At 39.9% G+C, this 21,867-nt stretch carries 21 protein-coding genes; all 21 read right to left on the bottom strand.

Features of this window, described 5'->3' with window-relative positions; genetic code table 11:
• Positions 1-220 precede the first annotated feature (220 nt).
• Positions 221-400: a hypothetical protein gene (locus E7413_05880; GenBank protein MBE7019386.1), complete on the bottom strand. Its 180-nt coding sequence runs from the start codon at positions 398-400 to the stop codon at positions 221-223.
• A 1-nt stretch (position 401) separates the two neighbouring features.
• Positions 402-2,015, bottom strand: a complete 1,614-nt coding sequence (locus E7413_05875) for a hypothetical protein (protein ID MBE7019385.1) — start codon at positions 2,013-2,015, stop codon at positions 402-404.
• Between the two features lie 90 nt (positions 2,016-2,105).
• Positions 2,106-2,918: an SGNH/GDSL hydrolase family protein gene (locus E7413_05870; GenBank protein ID MBE7019384.1), complete on the bottom strand. Its 813-nt coding sequence runs from the start codon at positions 2,916-2,918 to the stop codon at positions 2,106-2,108.
• A gap of 49 nt (positions 2,919-2,967) precedes the next feature.
• Entirely contained in the window at positions 2,968-3,990 is a 1,023-nt protein-coding gene (locus E7413_05865) for an acyltransferase (GenBank protein MBE7019383.1), read from the bottom strand.
• Between the two features lie 138 nt (positions 3,991-4,128).
• Positions 4,129-4,977 (bottom strand): sialate O-acetylesterase, encoded by an 849-nt coding sequence (locus tag E7413_05860; protein ID MBE7019382.1) that lies wholly within the window; start codon positions 4,975-4,977, stop codon positions 4,129-4,131.
• Between the two features lie 11 nt (positions 4,978-4,988).
• The gene (locus E7413_05855) at positions 4,989-5,927 is read right to left on the bottom strand and encodes an aldo/keto reductase (GenBank protein ID MBE7019381.1); all 939 of its coding nucleotides are present in this window, start codon (positions 5,925-5,927) and stop codon (positions 4,989-4,991) included.
• A gap of 588 nt (positions 5,928-6,515) precedes the next feature.
• On the bottom strand, positions 6,516-10,034 hold the full coding sequence (nifJ, locus tag E7413_05850; protein MBE7019380.1) for a pyruvate:ferredoxin (flavodoxin) oxidoreductase: 3,519 nt from the start codon (positions 10,032-10,034) through the stop codon (positions 6,516-6,518).
• A gap of 247 nt (positions 10,035-10,281) precedes the next feature.
• A complete protein-coding gene (locus tag E7413_05845) occupies positions 10,282-11,229 on the bottom strand; it encodes a hydroxyacid dehydrogenase (GenBank protein ID MBE7019379.1) in 948 nt (315 codons plus the stop codon).
• Positions 11,230-11,258: 29 nt separating this feature from the next.
• Positions 11,259-11,996, bottom strand: a complete 738-nt coding sequence (locus E7413_05840; GenBank protein MBE7019378.1) for a histidine phosphatase family protein — start codon at positions 11,994-11,996, stop codon at positions 11,259-11,261.
• Positions 11,962-12,483 carry a YgjV family protein gene (locus E7413_05835; GenBank protein MBE7019377.1) on the bottom strand — a complete coding sequence of 174 codons (522 nt, stop codon included), beginning with the start codon at positions 12,481-12,483 and terminating at the stop codon, positions 11,962-11,964. The genes E7413_05840 and E7413_05835 overlap by 35 nt, the downstream gene beginning before the upstream one ends.
• Positions 12,484-12,504: 21 nt before the next feature.
• A complete protein-coding gene (locus tag E7413_05830; protein ID MBE7019376.1) occupies positions 12,505-12,783 on the bottom strand; it encodes a hypothetical protein in 279 nt (92 codons plus the stop codon).
• Complete coding sequence (locus E7413_05825; GenBank protein ID MBE7019375.1) at positions 12,780-13,472, bottom strand: DNA alkylation repair protein; 693 nt, start codon at positions 13,470-13,472, stop codon at positions 12,780-12,782. The genes E7413_05830 and E7413_05825 overlap by 4 nt, the downstream gene beginning before the upstream one ends.
• An 11-nt stretch (positions 13,473-13,483) precedes the next feature.
• Positions 13,484-13,957 (bottom strand): SseB family protein, encoded by a 474-nt coding sequence (locus E7413_05820; GenBank protein ID MBE7019374.1) that lies wholly within the window; start codon positions 13,955-13,957, stop codon positions 13,484-13,486.
• 2 nt (positions 13,958-13,959) lie between these two features.
• Positions 13,960-14,610 carry a phosphatase PAP2 family protein gene (locus E7413_05815; protein MBE7019373.1) on the bottom strand — a complete coding sequence of 217 codons (651 nt, stop codon included), beginning with the start codon at positions 14,608-14,610 and terminating at the stop codon, positions 13,960-13,962.
• A 119-nt stretch (positions 14,611-14,729) separates the two neighbouring features.
• Positions 14,730-15,332, bottom strand: a complete 603-nt coding sequence (locus E7413_05810) for a helix-turn-helix transcriptional regulator (GenBank protein ID MBE7019372.1) — start codon at positions 15,330-15,332, stop codon at positions 14,730-14,732.
• A 32-nt stretch (positions 15,333-15,364) separates the two neighbouring features.
• Complete coding sequence (locus E7413_05805; GenBank protein MBE7019371.1) at positions 15,365-15,709, bottom strand: cupin domain-containing protein; 345 nt, start codon at positions 15,707-15,709, stop codon at positions 15,365-15,367.
• Between the two features lie 114 nt (positions 15,710-15,823).
• Positions 15,824-16,936 carry an alanine dehydrogenase gene (ald, locus tag E7413_05800; protein MBE7019370.1) on the bottom strand — a complete coding sequence of 371 codons (1,113 nt, stop codon included), beginning with the start codon at positions 16,934-16,936 and terminating at the stop codon, positions 15,824-15,826.
• A 189-nt stretch (positions 16,937-17,125) separates the two neighbouring features.
• The gene (locus tag E7413_05795; GenBank protein ID MBE7019369.1) at positions 17,126-17,968 is read right to left on the bottom strand and encodes a hypothetical protein; all 843 of its coding nucleotides are present in this window, start codon (positions 17,966-17,968) and stop codon (positions 17,126-17,128) included.
• 150 nt (positions 17,969-18,118) lie between these two features.
• Positions 18,119-19,195, bottom strand: a complete 1,077-nt coding sequence (locus E7413_05790) for an ethanolamine utilization protein EutH (GenBank protein MBE7019368.1) — start codon at positions 19,193-19,195, stop codon at positions 18,119-18,121.
• Between the two features lie 75 nt (positions 19,196-19,270).
• On the bottom strand, positions 19,271-20,674 hold the full coding sequence (locus E7413_05785) for an FAD-binding oxidoreductase (protein ID MBE7019367.1): 1,404 nt from the start codon (positions 20,672-20,674) through the stop codon (positions 19,271-19,273).
• Positions 20,667-21,863: an electron transfer flavoprotein subunit alpha/FixB family protein gene (locus tag E7413_05780; GenBank protein MBE7019366.1), complete on the bottom strand. Its 1,197-nt coding sequence runs from the start codon at positions 21,861-21,863 to the stop codon at positions 20,667-20,669. The genes E7413_05785 and E7413_05780 overlap by 8 nt, the downstream gene beginning before the upstream one ends.
• Positions 21,864-21,867 lie beyond the last annotated feature (4 nt).

Below are 21,867 nucleotides of genomic sequence, written 5' to 3'. Positions count from 1 at the left end.
TAATAAGAACCATCACGAAACATCACGAAATCAAAGATTTCTATATTTCGGAGAACCTTGTTATGCCAAGGCATAATATGGACCTACTAACTTTTCCCTATTTATTCAACTATTTTTCCTTTACCACTTTTCTCTAGAACCAGCGAGAATACTGGATTTTCTCGCATCCAATAGTATATGTAAATATTATAAATCGGCAAACTAATCTTTTAAATTGTATTTAATCAGCATCGTAGGGATCATCAATATGATCTTCGCCATCGTAGTGATTATATGCTTTGTATGAATCCTCGACTATCTTACCACACTTTTTACATACATCCCAAACTCCCCATTCATCATCGTCAATGTAAACAGACGAACAATCATTACAAGTACAGTACTCTCTTCTATTCCTCACCTTACATACCTCTCTTTTCGCTTTGTTTTCTTTTAACCCAAGATTTCTTTTTATTGCACGAAATGCAATCAATATATCCACTTTTTTCGTAGTTGGTCACTTTATAACTAATTTTACTTTCATAACTCTTACCACAACTCAAACATTTCCACATAACTATTTGGTTACTCTTAGAGGTATATTCATATGGTGATAATAAATTTTTTTCATAATCCCAGGCACTTAGAAGTTCCGGATACATTTCAGCAAAACTATTACCTTTTATCGGAGTTTTTCTTTTTAATCCAAATTTTATATTCCTGCAATTTGGGCAACCATTTCCGCCAATTGTTCTGCTCTGTATTTCGGCACACCATTCATGTCCACAAACATTACATTTCCAACATACTTTTTTATTGCTTGCATTTGACACATCATTAGGATTTATTGAATTTTTTTCATAATTCCAATCGACAAGCAATTCAGGGTGATGCTGTACCAATGAACCTCTTTCCTTTACTATATTTTTATTAAAGGATGTCATTCTTTTTATTTTTCCGCATTCAGGACATCCTTGTCCTCTCAATGCTCTTTGATTAACCGTCATTACCCACTCGTTACTACATTTACTACATAGCCACCATACTTTTTTGCCACTTGCATATCTTACATTTTCAGGTAAAAGACTTCCATTTTTTATTGGATGCCATTCTTTTGCAATTTCCGGATACAATTTTAATAATGAATTTTCTTTTTCTCTACTCTCAATTAAATTATAAATTTCTCCTCTATCTCTATTTAAATCAATATCAAATTCATTGTGCATCGAGTACTTTTTATTAAGGATATGTAAAAGTTCTTTTACTGCTGTAATTATGTCATCCTCTTTTAAAGAATGCAATTTGATTTCTGTAAACTGACCATTTAATTGTGGACAGTTCGGTTCTCTAATACGGACTAAATCAATCCCCTCAGAATTGCATATTTCATTTTTTTGTTCATCTCTTTGAATATCGGTATGAAAGTATTGACCGTCATATTCAATACCCAATTTGATATCAGACAAATATATATCTAACTCTAATTTACTATTTGAAAAATCCGTGTAATTCTCCACAGCATTTTTAAAATACTTATGTACATAATAGTAAATCATTTTCTCATTAAAAGAAACTTTAAATTCCTTTCTGCAATTTGGGCATCCATCACCTCTCCCCGTTCTAGCATATATTTTTGCTTTCCATTCATAACCACACCTAGAACATTTCCACCAGGCATATTTATTACTGCCATATAGCACTGAATCAGAAGTAATGTTTAGTTCTTTACTGTTTCTATCTGCTACCCACTCTTTTAAAAGTTTTTCTTTGTTATTTGCCTTACATTGAGAATTTAAATCATTAAATCCTTTCCATACTTTTTTATTCGAACAATACGGGCAACCAGACCATCGAATTCGGTTATTTATAGCAGCTTTCCATGTATGACCTTCACCACATTTCCACCAAACTGACATCCCGCTACCAAGAGTTAATGTTTTAGGATTGAAATTTAATTCATTGTTCTTTTCCCAATTCCATTCTGCCATAAGTTGAGCATTATCGCTCACATATCTTTTTTCTTTCTTTTCTGCCATAATACTCAACTCCTTTTTATTTTATTTTTCAACACTATTTGGCATCATTCAAACTTATTCGACAAGATTTTTACTCGTGTCAAGTCAGGATTAAAACTTATACTGAATACCGGTATTCACCAAGCCGATATTAGCGAAATCTTCGGGGTTATGGCGCACAATATAATCAATATAGGAATCAATCATCTGAGCGGTCAGAATATAACCACTGGCGTTCATATGGGTGTGTAAATAGAAGTTTTCCTCAAATTTGCTATCGTAAACGGGTCCGTATTGGAATAAGTCGATAACATAAGAATTACTGAAATGCTCTGCTAAATCATAGAGCAGTTTCACCATTGCCTGTGTTTTTTCCAAAACAGCAGGATTTCCGCTTTTCGGGAAGGTGACAAAGAAAAATTTCGCATCGGGTGCAATTTTTTTGTAGCGCTGAATGATTTGTGCATAGTAACCTGCAAAGGTGGGTTTGTTGTTTTTGTAATTGGTATCCTCAATATCGTCCACACTACCGATTTCCACATTCTGATTGATAATATCATTCACACCCAATGCAATCACATATGCCTGACAAGCTTTGCTTTTATCCCACATACCGTTTGCTTCGGCAAAACTTTCCATATATTCTTTCGCAGTCATACCGCCACGGGAGAAATTATAAGCAAAAAAGCCGTTCTTTCTTGCGATATATTGTCCCCAAGAATACTCATATAAATCGTGATAATATGCTTTTCCTTCGGCGTCACGGGTTTCAAATTCGCCTGAGGATAAGCTATCTCCCACAAATGCCACCTTACGGAACACAGAGGTATTACTATATCCTTCTACCAATCTGTCTAAGGGTTTTTCGTTTTCATCATAAAGATATTTGTTCCAATCCATAATGAAACCCTCCTTTTTTGTCATAATGAAACTACTAGTATTTTACATTGTATATCTTAAATATCGAAAGTGTTTACACTCGTACCTGCTTCGATGTCAAACGGAATCTCCCTCGAACCGCCAACGATATTACAACAGATACTGCAAAAATAATAACCGGTTTCCCATACTGATAAACCAAAACATTTTCCAGTTTTGTCATAGCCAGAATATTTCCAATCATCACGTGAATCACATAGACATCCGTACCGGTAGCAAATAAACGAATCAGCGCAGACGGATAAGACCTGTTCTTCAGTTTCAAAGCCAGAATAAACAAGGAAAATGCCAATAATACTGATCCCAAATACAAGTCTTTAGACCAATCAATCTGATGCAACAAAAAGGCTTCTGCGATACTGATTACAATAAAAACACCGATTACACCGGCAGTAACCTTTTTTAAAATTTCAGTTTTCTTTTTTCTGATAAGTTTCCCAAACGTAAACAGAGGAAATCCCATCAACCAAACGTTTCGAAGCATATAATTTTTCACTAAGAATGCAGGTGCTTCTATACCAAACGCAGAACGCCCAATCCCAAGGGTCAGATGAATCATCAATAAAACCCCTGCCAATACATACAAAATATTATCCTTTATGTTCCATTTCGTAACAAGGTACTCAATTCCGTATGCATAGATCAATGCCCCCAAAAACCACAAGTGAAATGCGGTAACAGATTCATTAAAGAAAAGCAGCGGAACAAGATAGCGAATTCTAAAATAGGTTGACAGATACCAGATAGTTTCTCTGTATTGTCCTGCCAAAACTTTTACCAAAACATTAAAACAAAGATATAATAAAACCGCACCAAAATACAATTTTAAGATATGCACTATTTTAGTTTTTAACTTATCCGGTTTGTCAGAAGCCGAATAATATCCTGATATCATAAAGAAAACAGGAACGGCAAACCGGGAGAGAACCGAAACTAATTCACCAAACTCCCCGTAACTTCTGAAATGAATACACACCACCATAAAAGAAGAAATCCACTTTAAACAATCCAAAGAATTATTTCTGATTTTTGAATGAGTAAGAACCGTATTGTCCATCAAAATTTCTCCTTTCTGTTATGTTGGATACCGCCAATATCTGTGCCAATTAACAATCATTTTATTATACCACTCTTTTTTTAAAATTACAATATTTTGGCACAAAAAACTACACCGTTTTGGTGAAACCTTCTCAAGTTAGCCCATAATCTGTTGGGCAAATAATCTGCCTAACTTGATGACAGAATCGCTGTCATAATGATAAATGTCGGGATCATTTACAGGCTCCAAATGAGTAGTCAAGCCATTTTCGATGGTATCAATATATCTGAAATGGTTATGAGTATCGGCATATTCTTTTTTAAAAGTATTCATTTCACGATAGCAAGGCCAGATTTCAGAAATCCCTGCATCCACATAGATGCAATCACGAAGGTACTCTGAAAACTCGTTTTGAAAATCGTGAACAAAACAATCGAAATCCGTTTGATAATTTTCCACGTGTTCTATAAGACAGGCGTCGCTTTCCCCATGCATCCAGCAAAAACCGATGACTTCGGCGGTATAGCCTTCTTCTTTTAAGAATTCAATACTATGATGAAGCAAACTGATAAGTCCCCGATAACACCAACCTACTTTGGTGGGTTCTCCCTTTCTAAACGGAAAATACATTTGAAGATGATTTTCTTTCAGTTTTTCTTTTTTATATATTTCAGAAAAGGCACCTCTTTTGGGAGGCAAGAAATCGTGACGAAGACTTGCGCTTCCCACCGCAAATTTTACGATGAAAAATTCTTCGTTTGGATACTGTTCGCTAAGATATTCCGCAATGCCAAGTTCAGGGCCAATGGTTTCCTTGTCGATTTTCGTGGTGACAAAGCCGTCGCTAAAACAATCGTAGGAAATATAGTTCAGTTTGATGTTGGAATAACCACTGCGGTATTCTTCGATTTTCTGCTCGGAAAAACTCCGTGGCAAACAATTTACATATCCCACGCCTGCAGCGTTGGATTGCCCTGATAATACAATGATTTTTGCCTGTTTCATAGCAAAACTCCTTAGTAGATTGAATCAAGTACAGATTTGATTGCATCGGATGGAATGGTAATGTCCGCCCCATTCATAGAATCTGTAATCTGTGAAACGTTTCGTCCGCCGATGACGGGAAACACATCCACTTCGGGAATGGAACAAAGAAGTCCGCAAACTACTGATGCTACACTGCAATTACAATCAGAAGCCAGTTTTTTAATAATTTCCAAACGTCTTAAATTTTCGTCACATAAGTAGCGTTTTTTTGCTTTTTCGGACAAGGCTTCCTCGCCCTGCTCTGCCATTTTGGAGAAGAATCCTTTTGCCTGAGAGGAATATGCCACCACGGGCATGGAGTTGTTTTTGTAGAAGGAAAATTCGTGCTCATCCATTCCCACAAGTCCCCCTCGTTCTCCTATGCAATAGGCAGGATTAAAACGAATCTGACTTGCCGAAAATCCCAAAAATCCCTTTTCTTTGGCATATTTGTTTGCCTCACCGATACGCTCCGAACGCCAGTTGGATGCTCCGAACTGTTTAATTTTCCCTTCTTTTACCAAAGAATTCATCAAATCTATGATTTCGGAAACAGGGACATTCTCATCATCACGATGTAGCCAGTAAAATTCAATATTTTCTAATCCTAAAGCAGATAAGCTCTGTTCTAAATCATAACGGATATCTTTCTCGTTGATACGAGGTTTTTCACCCAAATCAGGTTCATAATAGCCACCTTTGGTGGAAACAAAAATATCGGCAGGTTTTCTGGAAACTAACCATTTCCCTACCACTTTTTCCGCCTCACCATCGGCATACAAGCGAGCGGTATCAATATGTCTGCCACCCATTTCGTAATAGGCGTCCATAATGGCAAACGCTTCCGCCTCGGGTATGGTATCCCCGAAATATGCAGTGCCAAGCAAAATTTTGGAACTTCTTTTTCCAAAACTATTTGAATATTTCATAGATTTTCTCCTTAGGCTATTCGTTGGTTGGTAAAATTAAGATAACACTCTTCATATAAAGACTGTATAATCTAGATGCCAGTCTTTTTTGCTATCAGTATAAAGCTGATATTTAATACAAACTTATTTAAGTTTTATTATCTTTAGTGCATATAAAGTTATCAATAACAGAGCCCATATAATAGCGCTTACAATTTCTCTGACCAAGTTAACAGAATTATAAAAAAGAAAATCAAGTAAAACGCTCAACAAAAAGTAAATTATTGTTCCTAGAATTAAAGCTACCCATTTTTTCATATATACAACTCCTTTCAAACTACATTCGACAGTCTTTATAGGTTTATATCAAGTCAGGACAAAAAAATAATATTCTTTTTTGTTATTATACCACTCTTTTTTTGAAAATGCAACAGATACAAACAAAAAGGGTTCAACCATGGGGTTGAACCCTTTTAAAATTTTACTCTATTGGACAGGCGCAGAGAAAACGATGGATAATGGAGAAACCGAACCCGTAGGGGTTATCCGAAGGCGTACCGAGTGTACGCCGAGCGATGAGGTTCATCCATTAGGCGCGTTTTATCAAGCCTACATTCCAGCTTTGTCGAGGTAAGACTGATATCTATCCTTCGCTGCAGCTTCCGCCGCTTCAAACAATTCTTTTGCTTCTTCGGGGAATGCTCGCTGCAAGGAAGTGTAACGAACTTCGGTCTGCAGGAATTCCTGGAAGGAAGCGGTGGGAGCTTTGGAATCTAAGGTGAAGGGGTTTTTGCCTTCATCTTTTAATGCGGGATTGTATCTGTATAAGTGCCAGTAGCCGCATTCCACAGCTTTCTTTTCCTGCATCTGAGCACCGGATAGGCCGCCTTTGATACCGTGGTTGATACAGGGAGCGTAAGCGATGATGATGGACGGACCTTTATGTTTTTCAGCTTCTCTAAATGCTTTTAAGGTCTGTGCCTGACTTGCACCCATTGCAACCTGAGCTACATATACATAGCCATAGCTCATAGCAATCATACCAAGGTCTTTTTTCTTCACTTTCTTACCGGATGCCGCAAACTGAGCAACTGCACCGATAGGAGTAGATTTGGATGCCTGACCGCCGGTATTGGAATAAACTTCGGTATCAAATACCAGAACATTGATATCTTTACCGGAAGCTAACACATGGTCTAAACCGCCGAAGCCAATATCGTATGCCCAACCGTCACCACCTAAAATCCACTGAGATTTTTTGATCAGGTCACGTTTGTTTTCCAAGATATATTTCTTGTTGTCGCAATCGCAGTCACAAGCTTCTAATGCTGCAACCAATGCATCGGATAATGCACGGGTGTTTTCGCCGTCATCAAAGCCGTCTACCCAAGCGGTAGCTGCTGCTTTTACGTCATCATTTTTGGTGTTTTCGATGACTTCTTTTACTTTTGCTAAGATTGCATTTCTTGCGGTTTCACAAGCGGTGTACATACCGAAACCGAATTCTGCGTTATCTTCAAATAAGGAGTTTGCCCAAGCAGGACCCTGACCTTTCTGATTGGTGGTGTAGGGCATTGCCGGAGCGGAACCTGCCCAGATGGAGGAACAACCGGTCGCATTGGCAATCATCATTCGATCACCATATAACTGAGTCATCAGTTTTGCATAGGGAGTTTCCCCACAACCTGCACAAGCACCGGAGAATTCCAGATAAGGCACTTCAAACTGAGAACCTTTTACGGTGTCTTTGTTCATGGGGTTTTTCTTTTCGGGTAAGGAAATTGCATAGTTCCAGTTGGGAACTTCTTTTTCCACCTGAGTTTCTAAGGGTTTCATTACCAGAGCTTTCACTTTGGCAGGACAGTTGTTGGCACAAACGCCACAACCGGTACAATCCAAAGTGGTTACCTGGATTTTAAATTCGTAATTATCGTAGGGTTTTAAACCTTTTTTGGTTACAAAACCTTCGGGAGCGTTGGCTTTTTCTTCTTCGGTTAACAAGAAGGGTCTGATTGCCGCGTGCGGACAAACATAGGAGCACTGATTACACTGGATACAGTTTTCAGGAATCCATTCGGGAACGTCCACTGCGATACCGCGTTTTTCGTATTTGGAAGTGCCCTGGGGGAAGGTACCGTCTTCTCTGCCTTTGAATGCAGAAACAGGTAATTTGTCACCTTCCTGATTGTTGATTACTTCCACCACGTCTTTTACAAATGCGGGAGCATTGGTTTCTTTGTCTGCTTTCACATCGTCGGTAGCGTTAGCCCAATCAGAGGGAACAGTGATTTCTCTTACTTTTTCTACACCTGCATCCACTGCGGCATTATTCATATTAACGATATCGTCACCTTTTTTACCGTAGGACTTTTTGATAGCTTCCTTCATATAAGAAACTGCATCATCAATATCCATCACGTTTGCCAGCTTAAAGAATGCTGCCTGCATGATGGTGTTGATTCTGCCGCCCAAGCCGATTTCTTTTGCTAAAGAAACTGCGTCAATTGCAAAGAATTTAATCTTCTTCTGTGCTAAGTGACGTTTTACGTTGGCAGGTAAGTTTGCCATAATTTCTTCATCGGTCCAATGGGTATTCAGCAGGAATGTGCCGTTTTCTTTCACATCTGCCAACATATCATACTGGTTGATATAGGAAGCTTTATGACAAGCCAGGAAGTCCGCTTTCTTAATCAGATAAGTGGAACGGATGGGAGTGTGACCGAATCTTAAGTGAGAAACGGTGATACCACCGGATTTCTTGGAGTCATAGGAGAAATATGCCTGAGCATACATATCGGTATGGTCACCGATAATTTTGATGGAGTTTTTATTTGCACCAACGGTACCGTCTGCGCCAAGACCCCAGAATTTACAGCTGATGGTTCCCTCGGGAGCCACGTCAACAGGAGCTGCATCGGGTAAAGACAGATGGGTAACATCATCGTTGATACCGATGGTGAAATTGTTTTTGGGTTCTGCCTGATTTAAGTTATCTAAAACTGCGATTAGCTGTTCGGGATAAGTGTCTTTGGAACCTAAACCGTATCTGCCGCCAACGATTAAGGGTTTGTTCGCTGCACTTGCATAAGCAGCACAAACATCCAAATATAAGGGTTCGCCTAAGGAACCGGGTTCTTTGGTTCTGTCTAATACGGCAATTTTCTTCACAGTTGCAGGAATCGCACCTAAGAAATGTTTTACGGAGAAGGGTCTGTACAGACGAACTTTTAATAAGCCGACTTTTTCGCCCTTAGCGGTCAGGTAGTCGATTACTTCTTCCGCCGCATCACAAACGGAACCCATAGCGATGATGATACGTTCTGCATCAGCTGCACCATAGTAATTGAACAAATCATAGTTTCTGCCGGTTAATTTAGAAATTTCTTTCATATAGTTCTGGCAGATTTCGGGAACTGCATCGTAATAGCCGTTACAAGCTTCTCTTGCCTGGAAGAAAATGTCGGGATTCTGTGCAGTACCGCGAAGAACGGGAGCATCAGGATTTAAGCTTCTTTCTTTAAATGCTTTTACAGCATCTAAATCGGTCAGTTTTTTCAAATCTTCGTAATCCAATACTTCGATTTTCTGAATTTCGTGAGAAGTTCTGAAACCGTCGAAGAAATGCAGGAAAGGTACTCTGGATTTAATGGTGGTTAAATGTGCCACGGCACCTAAGTCCATCACTTCCTGAACGCTGTTTGCCGCTAACATGGCAAACCCTGTCTGACGGCAAGCCATTACGTCGGAATGGTCACCGAAAATAGATAATGCGTGGGAAGCCAATGCTCTTGCAGATACATGGAATACGCAAGGCAGGAGTTCCCCTGCAATTTTATACATATTGGGAATCATTAAAAGAAGACCCTGAGAAGCGGTATAGGTGGTGGTTAACGCACCTGCCTGCAAGGAACCGTGCACGGTACCTGCAGCACCTGCTTCAGACTGGAGTTCTACAACTTTTACTTCGTTGCCGAAAATGTTTTTCTGGCCTTTTGCGGACCACTGGTCAACATTTTCTGCCATCGGGGAGGACGGGGTAATCGGATAAATCCCTGCTACTTCGGTAAACGCATAAGAAGCATATGCCGCAGCCTGATTTCCGTCCATAGTCATCATTTTTTTCGCCATATTGAACTTGTCTCCTTTGCTTGTTTTTTGAAATTGATTCTCTTATTAATGTCTATTCAACAAAAGAATACAAAAAGCAAAAAATTTATTTCATATTTTTTAACAATAAATATACGGTAGCATCTACCGATACTACCGTATATTATACCACTTTTCATATTATTTGTCAATAGAAAACAAAATTTACATAAATCAAATCTGTTTTTTCGTACAATTTGCCATAAACCGAGCTTTTTTGTATGTCAAACTATACCAAACGGCTTCTTTTGCCGCCCTCTGTAAAACTTTTGATATTTGCTTCAATTTCGTCAATACAACGCTGACGGGCATCGTATGCTCCCCACGCCATATGAGGCGTAAAAATGACATCGTCACGGTTTAAAAGCTTTTGATAGGGGCTGTCTTGTTGCATTGGTTCGGTAGAATACACATCTACCCCAAGTCCGCCGATTTTTCCGTTTAACACTGCATTGGTTACCGCTTCTTCATCAAACACCGCACCACGGGCAACATTCACCAATACCACACCGTCTTTCATCTGAGACAGACGTTTTTCGTTAATCAGATGATAGGTGCCGTCATTTAAAGGGGTATGCACAGTGATGATGTCACTTTCCTTACATAAAGTATCCATATCCACACATTCATATTCTTCCACGGGTGTGCGTTTATATGCCAACACACGGCAACCCATTGTTTTGGCAATACTTGCCACTTTGCCGCCAATACTTCCTAATCCAACCACACCCCAGGTGAGTGCAGACATTTCACGAAACACAGGTTCCACACGATTGAACACACCACAATTAGTATAGTCGCCTGATTTCACAAACTTATCATAGGTAAGCAGTTTGGTTGCCAAAGAAAACGCCATCGACACGGTTAACTGCACCACGCTGTCGGTGGAATATCCCACCACGTTACAAACGGCAATGCCGTGTTCTTTGCAATAGTCTAAATCCACATTGTCAAAGCCTGTAGCGGTAATACAAACCAGTTTCAGTTTTTTTGCAAAAGGAAGATTTTCTTTTGTAAGTTTTACCTTATTTAAAATCAACACTTCGGCATCGGCGATTCTTTCAATTGCCTGCTCCTGGGTGGTCAAATCATATACGGTAACATCACCGAGCTTATGAATCCCAGAAAAGTCTAAATCATTGCCTAAGGTTTTTACATCTAATACTGATATTTTCATTTTCTTTGCTCCTTTGCTCCTTCTTTTGTCTATTTTCCAAAGTTGGGATAGAGACCTGATTCCGACATGGGTTCCCCGCCCATATACAAATGAGAAATATCTCCCACTCCTGTAGCACGAAAATGGGAGTACCCTTCTCCGTCAGTTTCACTAACCAATGTGGTCACCGAGGTGGGTGCCAGAAAGAAACTGTTTTGCGCCACCACAGGCGGAATTCCCAACAGATACGCCATCAGAAGACTACCCAAACCAAAATGACAGAAGAGTGCGATGGATTTGTCTTCTCCGCCACGGTACACCATTCCCTCACGAATCCAACCGTAACGAGACAAAAGTTCGTCAATTCCCTCTTTTACTTCTGGATATGCTGAGGGTGCAGTGCTTTCTGTCATCCAGGGAGTTTCCTGCCATTTGTCAAAGGTGTAAAACTTAGGCTCATTGCACCATAAGGACGGCGGTATGTCCCAGGTTACTCTGCTATGCCCTGGAATACTTCCCTCTTTTCTGCCTTCAAATTCACGTAACCAAGACAAAATTTCAAAAGTTTTGCCCGTTTTTTCAATGGTCGGTTTCAATGTATCTTTTGCTCTGCCCAAAGGAGAACAGTAAAAATCGTCTATGGGCGTATTTTTCATGCGCTCAGACAGTAATTCAGCTTCCCGCCAACCTTTTTCGGTTAAGGAATCAATAGAATAATCGGGGTCGCCGTGACGGACAATATAGATTTTCATATTATAGAATCTCCTTTTTTGTTTTTCTGCAATCATTCCATAAAATTCCCGCTACTGTAAAAACACATAATACGGTGTGAGTCACAAGCGGTCCATACGATGCCGACAAAATATCATACAAAATCCAAAGCAGGTTATTTGCCGCCTGCCAGATGCGGTATCCCTTCCCCGTTTTGGAAGACACACATCCCACAAAGCAAAGAGTGGCAAGTAACGCAATCACACCGATTGCATTCTCCAGCACTGCAAAGTTTGCCGCAATAAAAGATAGGGCATAAATCACAAGCAACCATACGGGAATATTTTTGTTCTTTTTGGCGTAAAAAAGGTTAATGAGTGCCTGAATGCTTCCGATATAGCTGGAAACCGCACCATTTATCCCGTTATCGGTAAACAAATAACTGGTTGCCACTAAAAGATTTCCTGCCAACACCAGGTATAATGTTTTTTTGATAGTTTCACCTTTGATTAACGATGCCACAATCAGCACCGCCAGTCCAAGTCCGCTTAAGATGTATGACATGATGTAATTCCTTTACAATTTTTAATAACGGTGTCCGCAGAAAGGACATTTGGGATCGTCACACTCGTGCTTCTGACCGCACTTAGGACACCGAATTTTAGCAATTCCGCTTTCTGTCTGTTCGCTATGATAAAATTCAATTTTTCCGCATTGGGGACAGGAATAGATATCCACTTCCATCGACCCTGCCAATAAATTGGGCAAATCCCCAAGCACCCAGCCGGTTTCACCCAACTGAATTTTTCTGGTTCCGCTGTATTGCATTTGGGTTTCGCACCGTAAACACAACAATTTTTTCATAGGGACTTCCCACCTTTTCTTCTTAATGTTCTGAAATACGTTTTTTGCTCATTGGAAATCCGATAGCTTTCCACTGCTTTTTGGATGGTTTTATTGTGTGTCCATTCATCCAACAGATGATTTTGCAGGTATGGCAACGTTGCCTCATACTGCTTGGCCAGCGCGGTGGCAAAATACCAAGCACGCATCATATTGATGTAATATTCATCGGATTGAACATTACATACCATTTTTAAGTATTCGAGTTGAAAATGTTCGTCCAAGTAGTAGCTCATCAGTAAATTAATGGCATAACGAACGATATAGGTTTCTTTAGAAGTAATCCATTTTTGGATATACAGAAGGAGCTTTTCAGGCTCTTTTTTCAGCACCTTGGGATTCATCCCGTCGCAAGTTGCCCAGTTATTCACATAGGGTAAAAACGCTTCCAGTTTTTTGATACAACAATCAAAATCACGTTCCCGTTCTATCAAAAAAGCGTGGAGGTTGTTTTCTTCAAAATACCGATGAGGAAGATTTTTAAAAAAAGTTTCGTAATCTTCCAAACTTTTTGCATATGCTCGCAAAATGGGAACACGGATGCCGATAACGGTTTCTTTCTCCACCGTGGGCATCAGTTTTGCACTGAACTCACGGTAGCTTTCTTCTCCCATCAAAAGCAAATCTTTTTGAATCGTTTCATTTTTCATAGGATCAATACTTATTGCAATTTGCTTTTAAATTTTGGAATCAAGTCTGCCACAGGATATTCTAAAACCACAGGTTTGGTATAGGCATCCAATACCAAACCGCAAATTTTCTCATTCTTTTTCGCCATTTCAAGGCATTGCAGAACCGTCACGGAAATTGTGGAAAAATTTTCTCTGTAATCCTTGGGAATCTGTTCTTTATTAGAGAAAATCGGTAAAAAGCATTTTTCTCCCTTTTTTAAGATATCCGGTCTGAATCGGATGGGATCAGATGCGGTTACTTTGTCTCCTGCTTTGGAATTTTCGAATTTTTCTGCATCTTTTTTACTCATCATCATACTGACCGGAACAATCACTTTGGAATCTCTCAAGCAGTTTAATAATGGAAACAAGGTTTCTTTGCTTCGATTTTTTAAAAATTGGTCTTTTAAATATAACAAGATTTTGCCGGAACGCAAAAGTTCTTCATTCACCGGTTTACTCATTTTTAATCTCCTTTCAAACACACAAATACATAAAGCATTACCAAACCGCCGCTAAGCATTGCACCCCCAATAATATCAGAAAGCCAATGCACGCCCGAGACTAGTCTTCCCAATACCATAAACACGGTAAAGGCAACAAGAAAACCGTTCACCCACCATCTTAGTGCCACACTTCTGATACGCTGATGAAACTGCAGTATCGCCGTGGGCATCACACACAACACCAATAAAGTTGTGGACGAGGGATAGGATGCTTCCAGATAATTGTTGATAAGAATCGGTCTGTAATTGATAATGAATGCTTCAAAGAAAAGATACAACGCCAACACAATCACATAAAAAATACCAAGCACCAAAATGTCGGCATCCACTTTCAAAAGTTTTTTTCTTTTCGTCCATTGTATCAATCCAAGCAAGCCAAATCCCATCATCAAAAACACAGGCACAAGTCCCAACCAGTCTGTTAAAACATATAGCCACAAATGTACTCCTGTGAGGTCGTGAACAGCCTGATTCACCGTTGCAAAGCCGACGCTTGTCCCCTTTGGTCCGATTTGGCACACATCAACAAAGCAAAGTGCAACCGTCCAAATAAGAAACAGCAGCAGTAAGCCCGCACTGATGCACAAATAATTTTTGTGTTTTCTGTTCATTTTTTTCATTTTCTAATACCTTCCTTTTTTGAATTTGACGTTCGTCAAAACACAGTTTATAAGAAGGTACCAAAAATAGCAAGAAACGCTTTGTCACAGGTTTGATACGTTTCGTGTCATTAGCGTTTTATCAGCATAAATGCCTTTAGAATCAGAAAGATAAACATCAAAGTTGCTGCGTAGGGTTGGGAGCTTACAATAAATAATAGTGTTGCAACAATGCTTAATACCAGAGATATTTTATCTTTATATTTTACCCAGAATAGCTTATGAAAATTTTGAAGCACTAATGTCAGAATTCCATATCCGACGATACCAATCACCAAAACACCATAAATATATTTTAAATACGGTGCAATTCCCTGTAAAGATATTAGCGAAACTTCCTGAATCCTTCCGTTGACAGTTTGTCCGAAAAACGGCAGAAAAAAGAAAATGATACTACTGATATCCAATAATCCGAATATCAGACTTTTAAAATAATGTTCTTGTTGTTTGCAATCTTCTTCGGCAATCGTTAAAACTTCATCACCGGATAGCAACACATCAATTGTCACCGAAAAAAATTTGGCAATTGCTTTTAAGGATTCAATATTCGGGTATCCACGTCCTGATTCCCACTTGGAAACAGCAGTACGGGAAACATAAAGCTTGTCTGCCAATTCTTCCTGAGTCAATCCTTTTTTCTTTCTGAGCTCCTGTAATTTTTCACCAAATTCCATAGGGTTCTCTCTTTCTTGGATGAACGCTCTTTTTAATCCACCAAAATCAAAGCAATCAAAGACAGCACTTCATCGCCGGTGTTTTTCACGCCGTGTCCCTGACCGGAGGGAGTGAAGCTTACCATACCGGGAGTGATATCCACATTGGTTCCGTTATCATTATAAATCCCTTTGCCCGACAAAAACACAAAAGTTTCACTTTCTCCCACGTGCATATGGTACTCCACTTCTTCCCCGGGCTGTATCTGCACCAGAGAATAAAGACGAATTCTCGGATCCCAACCGTCAAAATCCGCAAAATTGGTTTTTAACATTTTTTCTTTGCCTTGGGCATTTAATTTCGTTTGCGTTTTTAAGTCTGCTAATTTTTTATACATAATAATTTCTCCTTGTATATCGATAGGATAGTATTTCTTTCTGTTTATTCTAACACAACAATAAAAAAATGACAATACTTGTTACAGTATTGTCATTTTTAATTTCATATTTTCTTAGATCAATTCTTTTACATCAACAAAATCGTAACCTAAACTTTTGGCAACGTTTTCGTTGGTACATTTATGTGCATACACATTCACACCATTCATTAAGCCTGCATCTTTTTTGATAGCTGCTTCCAAGCCCATATTCGCAATCATTCTTGCATAGGGGAAGGTTGCATTGGATAATGCCATGGTAGAAGTGTAAGGCACTGCGCCGGGCATATTACCCACACAGTAATGCACGATTCCTTCTTCAATAAATACAGGATTTTCGTGGGTGGTAACGTGAGAAGTTTCGCAACAACCGCCCTGGTCGATTGCGATATCCACGATAACCGCACCTTTTTTCATCAGTTTTAAGTGTTCTTTCCGAATCAGTTTGGGAGTTTTTCCACCGGGAATCAGTACAGAACCGATTACCAGATCTGCTTCCTGCAACACTTTTCTGATGTTTGCTTCGTTGGAATACAAGGTGGTAACAGATGCACCAAACACATCTTCCAGGTAAGACAGACGATTTAAGTTTACATCTAATAAAGTAACCTGAGCATCACTGCCCACAGCTGCTTTTGCTGCATAAGTACCTGCGATACCGCCACCAATGATAGCGATTTTACCGCGTTCCACACCGGGAACACCGCCTAACAAGATACCGCGACCGCCAAAGCATTTTTCTAAGTATTTTGCACCTTCCTGAATACTTAATCTGCCTGCAATCTGGCTCATAGGACGAAGGCAAGGAAGATTTCCGTCTTTATCGGTGATGGTTTCATAAGCAACTGCTTTTACACCGCTTTCTAACAGTGCATTTCCTAAAGCGGGATTAGGAGCAATATGCAGATAAGTATATAAAATCTGACCTTCTCTTAAGTATTTGTATTCACATTCTTCCGGTTCTTTTACTTTGATAATCATTTCGCATTTTTCAAAGACTTCACCGGGGGTTTTTAAGATAGTGGCACCGGCGGCGGCGTACATCTCATCCGTAAAACCAACACCTGCTCCGGCGTTTGTTTCCACATAAACGGTGTGACCGTCCTTCACTAATACTGCCGCATTATCGGGAATTAACCCTACACGATACTCATGATTTTTAATTTCTTTTGTAGTACCGATTACCATTTTTATTCACCCTTTCTTTTGAGCTTTTTTCGCTCTATTTCTATTATAATTTTTTACGCTTTATTTGTCAAGAAATTTTTTCCATTTTTTTGGGCTTTCAGTTAGAAAAATTCTTCCTTCTTTTCCACTTTATTTTTGTGAAAAAGTGATAAATCCATCTTGAGGATAATTCTGTTGACATTCGTTGGTTTAATCAAGTTGACTGCTGTTATAGGAATTCAATAACTCTGTTATATCAAAGACACTATCTCCTGCACATCCATCTCTCCCCAACTTACATTCTCCCTCTTTATTCCAATCCGGATAATATATATTCATACGATTTTCATAAGATGACTCCGATATCTGTGTCATATTTCCGGATATATTTCTGTAATAAGTAAAAACCATATCGCCAACGGATTGATCATATTTCTCCTCAACCTTAAATAATTCTTCAACAGAAATCGTATTATCAGCAAATATCATTTCAACATCTTTGGTTCTATATTCTTCCGGTGAAAGTCTACAAAAATACTCGCATACAATATGCCTTTTATTATTTTTATCAACATAGATCTCATATGTACCAAAACTCAATTCTACATTTTCACCATAATTTAATTTTATCATTTCTCCATTTTTAAAAGTAAATGCATCTTCGAGCAAAGAAAACAGACCTGACCCCATATTATGGCCAACAAGCAATTCAGGAGTGTCATCAAAATCCAAATCAACTAAATGATAGCGACATCTTTCCTCTTTATAAGGATTATTTTCAAAAAAATAACCATAAGCCTCTTCCCAGGATGCATATTGATTGGAAAGAATCTCTTCTAGTTGCTCTTCCGGGGCCGGCGTAGGAAACGGAGTTAGTGTGGGCGTTGGTTCTACAGTTGGAGTTGGAGTTAGAGTTGACATTGGAGTAGATGTTGGAGTGCTTTTTTCTGTTGCATCAGAGGTTGTTGATGCAACTTCCTCATGGTTCTTACAACCACCACACGCTAACAACATCAGGGTACACAATATAAAAGCAACAAAACGTTTCAACATATTTTTACACCTTTCATATGATATACAATACGAGCGCACTATGTAATGCTCATGCTGAGCTCGAATGATTTTCATTTGTCTTTTTTTTACCGAATTGCCTCAACCATCAAATGTACAAAATCAAAATAATCCAAAGCAAAATCTTTTTCTTCATTTTGTTTTCTCCGTTTTGTTATCTTGATGGTGGCACAATATCACCGCAACCAAAACCGCCAGCAACCCGCCTGTTAGTTTCCCAATCACCATAGCGGGAATCATTTCTCCATCGAATGTCATAGTAAAGGCAAGGTGGTCTCCCAGTACGAAGGATGCAGAGGTGACAAATGCCATATTGATGATAATTCCCCGGGAATTCATTTTTTCAATCAAGGTAAAAGTGGGAATACTGTTTGCCAAAGAAGACAACAAACCTACCACAGCATCCTCATTCATCCCCATCTTTCTGCCAATCCAACCAAAGGGCTTTTTCAAGAGCCGTGATAACACAGAAATCAGCGGAAATACCCCCGCCAAAATCATTGCGATGCCGGCAACCGTCATAAAACCATCCGTAACAGGAGCCATACCGGGAATCAGCACATATCCCGTCAGATAGGTGAAAATTCCTGCGGCCAGTCCAACAGTGATGATGATAAGCACCAGATTTCCGATTCCCTCAAACACTTTTCTGCAAACGTCGGGACAAAAAACCAGTCCTAAGCAAGTAAGCAAAGAAACGAAAATCACAGGAAGTAAATTCAAAAGCAGTTCTCCGATAGAAAATCCCATAAAAAGACCTGATGCCACACAACCTAAGGGAATGGTTGCAACACCGCACAAAATTCCGGTGAGCATATCTTGATGGTATTCTTTTTTCACCATTTTTAACGCCACGGGAATGGTAAAACAGATGGTTACCCCCATCATAGCGGCAACCACTAACCCGTGAAAACGGCTGAAAGCCGTCTGCGATAATTCTGCCGAAATAGAAGCACCGCCCATATCATTTGCCACAAAACCGCCTAAAAACGAGGGGTCAATCCTCATCTGTTGACTAAGCCAACTGCAGGCAGGAGTCAAAAGATTTGCCAAAGTGGGAGCAATGGTAATCATTCCCACCATAGCAACAGCTAACGTGCCCACAGCAAGAATTCCCTTTTCAAATTCTTCACCGATTTTTAAGTGATTCCCTGTTATACGGTCCAATGCTCCCAAAAGAGCAAAGATACCAAATATCAATTCCAACATGATTTTAGTTCCTTTTTTTGTTTTCCTGATTTCCCAAACAACTAAAATGTCAAAATATCAAACTGTCAAGAAAAATTAAAAGCAGATTTTATCGGGATTTAAGATGTTTTTTTCGTCAAACACCTTTTTAATGCCCTGCATAATTTCAATGGGCACAGTTCCCAACTGTTTTTTCAAATATTCTTTTTTCGCGTAGCCGATACCGTGTTCCCCGGAGACCAGACCACCCAGTTCTTCTGCTTTTTCATACATTTTGTCAAAGCAAGTATCTAAGGTTTGTTTCCAATCGGCATCATTTAAACTGTCACGACAAATGTAAACGTGTAAGTTACCGTCTCCTGCGTGACCGAAGCTGGGGATACGAACATTCATTTCGTCTGCTAAAGCGTGGGTAAATTTAATAAATTCATCTACCTGATTTACCGGCACCACCACGTCACATTCGTCCATTTCAGGAGTGGACGCTTTGATAGCTTCTAAGAAAGCACCACGGGCAGACCAAACGGATTTTTTACGTTCCTCAGTATCCACAATATATGCATCCAAAGCGCCGATGGAGAGACATAAATCTGCCACAGCTTTCATATCTGCATCCACCTGGGCATCGGTATTACCGTCAAAGGTTAAGAGAATATACGCATCGTTTTTGGTGTCGGGGAATTTTTTGCCAAGGTAATCTTCCGCAAATAAAATGGTGTCACGAGACATATATTCGATGGCGGTGGGCGTGATTTTAGAACGGAAAATCCGAGGTACCGCTTCAATGGCACTCTTCATATCGGCAAACGGAACCAACAAAGACAGTGATACTTTAGGAAGCGGAATCACTTCCAGCACTGCTTCGGTGATAATACAAAGGGTTCCTTCCGAACCGATTACCAGATCTTTTAAGCTGTAACCGGAACTGTTTTTTGCAACTTTAGCACCCAGCTTAACAATTTCACCATTGGGCATTACCACAGTCAACGCTCTCACATAATCACGGGTTACGCCGTATTTTACTGCTCTCATTCCCCCTGCATTGGTGGAAATGTTACCACCGATGGTAGCGGATTTTTCACCGGGATCGGGGGGATATAAAAAGTCGTTTTCTTCCACAAACGCTGCCAGTTCCATCAATAAAACGCCGGGCTGAACGGTAACGGTTAAGTTATCGGTATCCAGCTCCAGAATTTTATTCATTTTGGTGGTTTCCATTAAGATACCACCGCAAACGGGAACAGCAGAACCAACCAGCCCTGTTCCACTTCCGCGAACAGTAACCGGAATACTTTTCTGCCAAGCTAATTTCATTACCAAAGAGATTTCTTCGGTGGTATGCACACGAACCAACACTTCGGGCATTTTTTCAATGCCGCCCAGTTCGTCGTGAGCATAGTCGGGACTGATAGCATCGCCAACCAATACGTTTTCTTCCCCTAAAATGCCCTGTAATACTTTGATGTCATCAAGGGTTACTTTACTTCTTTCGTTAAGCATTTGCTTCACCCTCCTTTATTTTTGCAATCAGACGGGGTAAAATTTCCGCTACGTCTCCCACAATGGCATAATGTGCCACATCAAAAATGGGAGCAGATTGATCGGTGTTAATTGCCACAATGCAATCGGAAGATTTCATTCCTGCCGCAAACTGAACGGCGCCGGAAATACCAAGGCAAATGATGAATTTGGGCTTTACAGTTCTGCCGGACAAACCAATCTGATGCTTGGCATCCATAATGTTACCTTCCACCAAAGGACGGGTACAAGCAACCACACCGCCCAATAAATCAGCAAGTTCTTTTGCCTGAGCTCTTAACGCTTCACTCATAGCACCTCTGCCCACAGCAACCACCACATCAGCCTCAGAAATATCAATGTCCTTAGGCTTATCCAAGGTGGAAATCACGGAAATGGCAGAAGTCAGTTTGTCTGCTCCGATTTCCATATTCACAATTTCACCTTGTGTTTCTTTGGTGGGAGCAGGTTCGGTGAACACTTTATAACGAACGGTGCAGAACTGAGGACGGGTATCAGGCGAGATAATCTGCGCCATAATGTTACCGCCGAATGCAGGACGAATCTGCACCAAATCGGTATTTTCTTTCATTTCTAAAACAGTACAGTCTGCAGTTAAGCCTGCTCTCTGACGAGCCGCCACACGGGGAGCCAGCTGACGTCCTAAATTGGTGGCTCCAACCAGGATAGAGGAGGGTTTCACTTTTTCAATAAAATCGCAGAAACAAGCGGTATAAGGCTCAATTCTGAAATCTTTCAGTTCAGGTTTGTCATACACAAACACTTTATCCACGCCGTAGTGAAGGAGTTTTTCCACGCTGTTTCCGATAGCAGAACCCATCATCAATGCATACACGGGGTGACCTGTTACCTTAGCAAGTTCTTTTGCCTTGCCTAACAGTTCATAAGTGACTCTGTGAATGGTTCCTTCCATGTGGTCCACATACACACAAATCCCCTTCCATAAGGATTTGTCCACGCTTTTTTTCACTTCTTCCTCAAAAGTGACCACACCGCCTGATTTTTTCACACAAAGCTTACACATTTTACAAGCGGAAGAAATATCTAATTTATCATTCTCGTATGTAATGGCACCAAAGGGACAAAGGGATTGAATTTCGGGTGCATTTTCTTTGGTGACAAGATTCTGATTGACTACTAATTTACCCATAATA

This window comes from Oscillospiraceae bacterium, assembly GCA_015068645.1.
Classification (GTDB): domain Bacteria; phylum Bacillota; class Clostridia; order UMGS1840; family UMGS1840; genus SIG452.
Note: the sequence above shows the minus strand (reverse complement) of the source record. Positions and strands in the feature narration are given on the sequence as shown.

Bases quoted from the DNA above. Each gene is read 5' to 3' on its own strand.
- E7413_05830 (MBE7019376.1), bottom strand. From the start codon at position 12,783: ATGAAAAAATTGTTGTGTTTACGGTGCGAAACCCAAATGCAATACAGC.
- E7413_05870 (MBE7019384.1), bottom strand. From the start codon at position 2,918: ATGACAAAAAAGGAGGGTTTCATTATGGATTGGAACAAATATCTTTAT.
- E7413_05795 (MBE7019369.1), bottom strand. From the start codon at position 17,968: ATGTTGAAACGTTTTGTTGCTTTTATATTGTGTACCCTGATGTTGTTA.
- E7413_05860 (MBE7019382.1), bottom strand. From the start codon at position 4,977: ATGAAACAGGCAAAAATCATTGTATTATCAGGGCAATCCAACGCTGCA.
- E7413_05855 (MBE7019381.1), bottom strand. From the start codon at position 5,927: ATGAAATATTCAAATAGTTTTGGAAAAAGAAGTTCCAAAATTTTGCTT.
- E7413_05790 (MBE7019368.1), bottom strand. From the start codon at position 19,195: ATGTTGGAATTGATATTTGGTATCTTTGCTCTTTTGGGAGCATTGGAC.
- E7413_05875 (MBE7019385.1), bottom strand. From the start codon at position 2,015: ATGGCAGAAAAGAAAGAAAAAAGATATGTGAGCGATAATGCTCAACTT.
- E7413_05815 (MBE7019373.1), bottom strand. From the start codon at position 14,610: ATGAACAGAAAACACAAAAATTATTTGTGCATCAGTGCGGGCTTACTG.
- E7413_05810 (MBE7019372.1), bottom strand. From the start codon at position 15,332: ATGGAATTTGGTGAAAAATTACAGGAGCTCAGAAAGAAAAAAGGATTG.
- E7413_05845 (MBE7019379.1), bottom strand. From the start codon at position 11,229: ATGAAAATATCAGTATTAGATGTAAAAACCTTAGGCAATGATTTAGAC.
- E7413_05840 (MBE7019378.1), bottom strand. From the start codon at position 11,996: ATGATTGCAGAAAAACAAAAAAGGAGATTCTATAATATGAAAATCTAT.
- E7413_05805 (MBE7019371.1), bottom strand. From the start codon at position 15,709: ATGTATAAAAAATTAGCAGACTTAAAAACGCAAACGAAATTAAATGCC.
- ald (MBE7019370.1), bottom strand. From the start codon at position 16,936: ATGGTAATCGGTACTACAAAAGAAATTAAAAATCATGAGTATCGTGTA.
- E7413_05785 (MBE7019367.1), bottom strand. From the start codon at position 20,674: ATGCTTAACGAAAGAAGTAAAGTAACCCTTGATGACATCAAAGTATTA.
- E7413_05825 (MBE7019375.1), bottom strand. From the start codon at position 13,472: ATGAAAAATGAAACGATTCAAAAAGATTTGCTTTTGATGGGAGAAGAA.
- E7413_05835 (MBE7019377.1), bottom strand. From the start codon at position 12,483: ATGTCATACATCTTAAGCGGACTTGGACTGGCGGTGCTGATTGTGGCA.
- nifJ (MBE7019380.1), bottom strand. From the start codon at position 10,034: ATGGCGAAAAAAATGATGACTATGGACGGAAATCAGGCTGCGGCATAT.
- E7413_05780 (MBE7019366.1), bottom strand. From the start codon at position 21,863: ATGGGTAAATTAGTAGTCAATCAGAATCTTGTCACCAAAGAAAATGCA.
- E7413_05865 (MBE7019383.1), bottom strand. From the start codon at position 3,990: ATGGACAATACGGTTCTTACTCATTCAAAAATCAGAAATAATTCTTTG.
- E7413_05820 (MBE7019374.1), bottom strand. From the start codon at position 13,957: ATGAGTAAACCGGTGAATGAAGAACTTTTGCGTTCCGGCAAAATCTTG.